Genomic DNA, 4,122 nt, shown 5'->3' with positions numbered 1-4,122 from the left:
CCGGCCGGCTTCGGCCGCCCTGACCTCACCGCCTTCGCTCGACTCGACGGCCTCGGTCTGAGCGTGACCGGACAACGACTTGAACCGGATCGTGCGGTCCTCGCGTGCCGCGTGGTGGAACCAGATCAGTGGTGCCGACGGTGCGGCAGCGAAGGCGCTGCTCGTGACACCGTGATCCGGCGGTTGGCCCACGAGCCGCTGGGCTGGCGACCGACCGTGCTGGAAGTTGTAGTGCGCCGCTACCGCTGTGCCGACTGCGGACACGTGTGGCGCCAAGACACCAGCGCCGCGGCGGAGCCACGCGCGAAGCTCTCGCGCACCGGGCTGCGGTGGGCGCTGGAAGGGATCGTGGTCGCACACCTCACCGTCGCCCGTGTCGCCGAGGGACTCGGGGTCGCGTGGGACACCGCCAACAACGCGGTCCTGGCCGAAGGCAAGCGGCTGCTGATCAACGACCCCACGCGGTTCGAGGGCGTGAAGGTCATTGGCGTCGATGAGCACGTCTGGCGCCACACCAGGCGTGGCGACAAGTACGTCACCGTGATCATCGACCTCACCCCGGTCCGCGATGGCGCCGGCCCAGCAAGGCTGCTGGACATGGTCGAGGGCCGGTCGAAGGCGGCGTTCAAGACCTGGCTCGCCGACCGCGACGACGCCTTCCGTGACGCGGTCGAGGTGGTCGCGATGGACGGTTTCACCGGGTTCAAGACCGCCGCTGCGGAGGAGATTCCGGACGCGGTCACGGTGATGGATCCCTTCCACGTCGTGCGCCTGGCCGGTGACGCCCTCGATAGGAGCCGGCGCCGGGTCCAACTCGCGATCCACGGGCACCGTGGGTTCAGGGACGACCCGCTCTACAAGTCGCGGCGCACGCTGCACACCGGCGCGGACCTGCTCACCGACAAGCAGAGCGACAGGCTACGCGCGCTGTTCGTTGATGACGCTCACGTCGAGCGACCTGGGGTGTCTACCAGCGCATGATCGCCGCCTATCGCCACGAGGACCGGCAACGTGGCCGCGAGCTCATGGAGAAGCTGATCACCGACCTCAGCGCCGGCGTCCCCAAGGTGCTCACCGAGCTCACCACCCTGAGCCGGACCCTGAAGAAGCGAGCCGCTGACGTGCTCGCCTACTTCGAACGACCCGGCACCAGCAACGGGCCGACCGAGGCGCTCAACGGACGGCTCGAACACCTGCGCGGCTCCGCACTCGGGTTCCGCAACCTGACCAACTACATCGCCCGAAGCCTGCTCGAGACCGGCGGCTTCAGACCCCAACTCCTACACCCCCGATTGGGATGAGCCGCGAACCAGCTCACTATCTGATTCTCGATCGAGACGGTCACGACCATGGACCTGACCCTCTGCGCCAAGAAAGCGCTGCCGCCACAACGGCCCTGTTAACACCACCCAAACCATGGCCGCCCCGGGTCAGGCTGGGCGCCCTTGAATTGCCCCAGATCCACGGCGCCCGCCGATCTGCTCCATAAGCAGATTCGGAGAACAGACCTCACCCCCGACACCGCTCAGCTGCCGGGGGTGAGGACTATTCGGTCGACTCAGCTGCCGAGCGAACCCGTGGTCTCCGCCACCGAGCCCGAGCTGCCGATGCCGGCAAGAGCGGAATCCAGCGACCCGAGGCCGGCCGGAACACCGGCACCTGCGGAGATCTCGACCTCGACGTACGGGTCGTCATCCAGCCCCTGGGAGTTACACACCGTGAGAGCAGCCGGGGAGAATGAATCATCGGTGAGTGTGCCCTCGACAACCCCGCCGATTGCTCCTTCCATCAGCTCAGCGGTCTCACCGTTCTCGACCATTCCGCCGAAGAATCCGATCTGCCCCTTGCCCGCAGCCTCCACGAAACGTGCCGTCCAGCTCTCCGGGAGAGTGCTGTTGATGTCCACCGTCTTCACATAGCCGTAGAGGTCGGAGACCAGACGCCCCGTACCCACGAACGAGTAGCACATCAAGTCCTGACCCGACTTGTTGGTGTAGGTCACCTCCGTGGCCTCACCCTTGCCGCTCACGCTCACACTGCTGGGGCTGTTGAACACGGGATCGACGTCCTGGGCGCCGGCCACCCCGGCGCCGGCGAGGGCGGTGACTGAGGCGATGGCGGTGGCTGCGGTGGCGACGCCGAGGCGGGTGAGGGAACGCATGTGGTGCTCCGATCGGAAGGGGACGCGACCGGTCGGCCGCTTCCATGGAGTCCACCCGATGCGCCCTCACCGCACTATCGGCCGTTCATACGACATGTGCCGTACGTTCACACCCGATTCGGCCCCACCTGACCCGCACGCACCATCGGCCCCACTCGTCACACGAGCGGCCCCCAGATCACCCCAGGATGTCGCGCCGCACCACGTTCTGGTCGCGGCCGGGGCCCACGCCGATGTACGACATGTGGCAGCCGGCGAGCTCCTCGAGCCGCAGCACGTAGTCACGGGCCTCGACGGGCAGGTCGCTGAACTCGCGCGCCCCGGTGATGTCCTCGTCCCAGCCGGGCATGGTCTCGTAGATCGGCGTGGCGTGGTGGAAGTCGGTCTGCGTCATGGGCATCTCGTCGTGCCGGACGCCGTCCACGTCGTAGGCCACGCAGATGGGGATCTCCCCGATGCCGGTGAGCACGTCGAGCTTGGTGAGGAAGTAGTCGGTGAACCCGTTGACGCGCGCGGCATAGCGGGCGATCACGGCGTCGTACCAGCCACAGCGGCGGGTGCGGCCGGTGTTGACGCCCACCTCACCGCCGGTGACCTGCAGGTACTCGCCCCACTTGTCGAACAGTTCGGTGGGGAACGGCCCGGCGCCCACGCGGGTGGTGTAAGCCTTGACGATGCCCAGCGAGTGCGTGATCCGGGTGGGGCCGACGCCCGCGCCCACGCAGGCACCGCCGGCGGTGGGGTTGGACGAGGTGACGAACGGGTAGGTGCCGTGGTCCACGTCGAGCATGGTGGCCTGCCCGCCCTCCATGAGGACGGACTCGCCGCGGTCCAGCGCCTGGTTGAGCATCAGGGTGGCGTCGCAGACCATGGGCCGCAGCCGGTCGGCGTAGCCGAGGAAGTACTCGACCATCTCGTCGACCTCGACCGCTCGACGGTTGTAGATCTTCACCAGGATCTGGTTCTTGAGGTGCAGTGAGCCCTCGATCTTCTGGCGCAGGATCGACTCGTCGAAGATGTCCTGCACGCGGATGCCCACCCGCGAGACCTTGTCCGCGTAGGTGGGGCCGATGCCGCGGCCGGTGGTGCCGATGGCCTTCTTGCCCAGGAACCGCTCGGTGACCTTGTCCAGCGCCTGGTGGTACGGGGCCACGAGGTGGGCGTCGGCCGAGATGCGCAGCCGGGAGGTGTCGGCGCCGCGGGCCTCGAGACCGTCGATCTCCTCGAACAGCGCCTCGAGGTTGACCACCACGCCGTTGCCGATCACCGGAGTGGCCGTGGGCGACAGGATGCCGGCGGGAAGGAGCTTGAGCTCGTACTTCTCGCCCCCCACCACCACGGTGTGGCCCGCGTTGTTCCCGCCGTTGGGCTTGACCACGTACTCGACGCGGCCGCCCAGGATGTCGGTGGCCTTACCCTTGCCCTCGTCGCCCCACTGGGCGCCGATCAGAACGATCGCTGGCATGGTTCGCTTTCACCTCGGATTGAGTCGTCTACACGGTGAGGGACGGGCACATTGTCGTGATTCCGCGCACACCAGCGCTCCAGAATAGTCGCATCAGCGCTCTCACCCTAGTCGCCGACCCCCCGCAGCCTGCGCAGTCGCACGGGCGTTCCGGGCAGGAGTTGCGAAATCCTGTCCGCCGAGCGGGCGGTGAGCACCCCGATCACCGGGTAGCCGCCGGTGACGGGGTGGTCGGGCCCGAACACGACGGGTGAACCGTCGGCGGGGATCTGCACCGCACCGCGCACCATGCCCTCGCTGGGGATCTCGCGCGTGTCGAGGCGCGGGACGGGCCGGGCGGGGTCGAGGCGGACGCCCACCCTGTCGGCGTGTCCGCTGACGTGCCCGGTCACGGCGAGCACGTCCCACGCGGCGGGCGGGAACAGGTCGTCGCGCGGCCCGGGGATGACGTCCAGCTCCACTGATTTCCTGGCGCCGGTGACCGCGCCGCTGCCGG

General features: G+C 68.2%; 2 protein-coding genes and 2 pseudogenes. 1 reads left to right on the top strand and 3 read right to left on the bottom strand.

The window, feature by feature from the left end:
• Positions 1 to 1,301: pseudogene (locus tag G6023_RS11020) on the top strand (ISL3-like element ISPfr2 family transposase); the annotation flags it as partial.
• A 257-nt stretch (positions 1,302 to 1,558) separates the two neighbouring features.
• Here the strand turns inward: G6023_RS11020 and G6023_RS11015 are convergent.
• The 3 genes and pseudogenes from G6023_RS11015 to G6023_RS11005 all read right to left on the bottom strand — a co-directional run.
• Entirely contained in the window at positions 1,559 to 2,161 is a 603-nt protein-coding gene (locus G6023_RS11015; RefSeq protein ID WP_067719380.1) for a hypothetical protein, read from the bottom strand.
• A gap of 178 nt (positions 2,162 to 2,339) precedes the next feature.
• Positions 2,340 to 3,626 carry an adenylosuccinate synthase gene (locus tag G6023_RS11010; RefSeq protein ID WP_182635506.1) on the bottom strand — a complete coding sequence of 429 codons (1,287 nt, stop codon included), beginning with the start codon at positions 3,624 to 3,626 and terminating at the stop codon, positions 2,340 to 2,342.
• Between the two features lie 107 nt (positions 3,627 to 3,733).
• A pseudogene (locus tag G6023_RS11005) lies at positions 3,734 to 4,122 on the bottom strand (biotin-dependent carboxyltransferase family protein); the annotation flags it as partial.

It is taken from the genome of Dietzia sp. DQ11-71 (assembly GCF_014144995.1).
GTDB lineage: Bacteria > Actinomycetota > Actinomycetes > Mycobacteriales > Mycobacteriaceae > Dietzia > Dietzia kunjamensis.
This window is presented reverse-complemented; position numbering and strand designations above follow the sequence as displayed.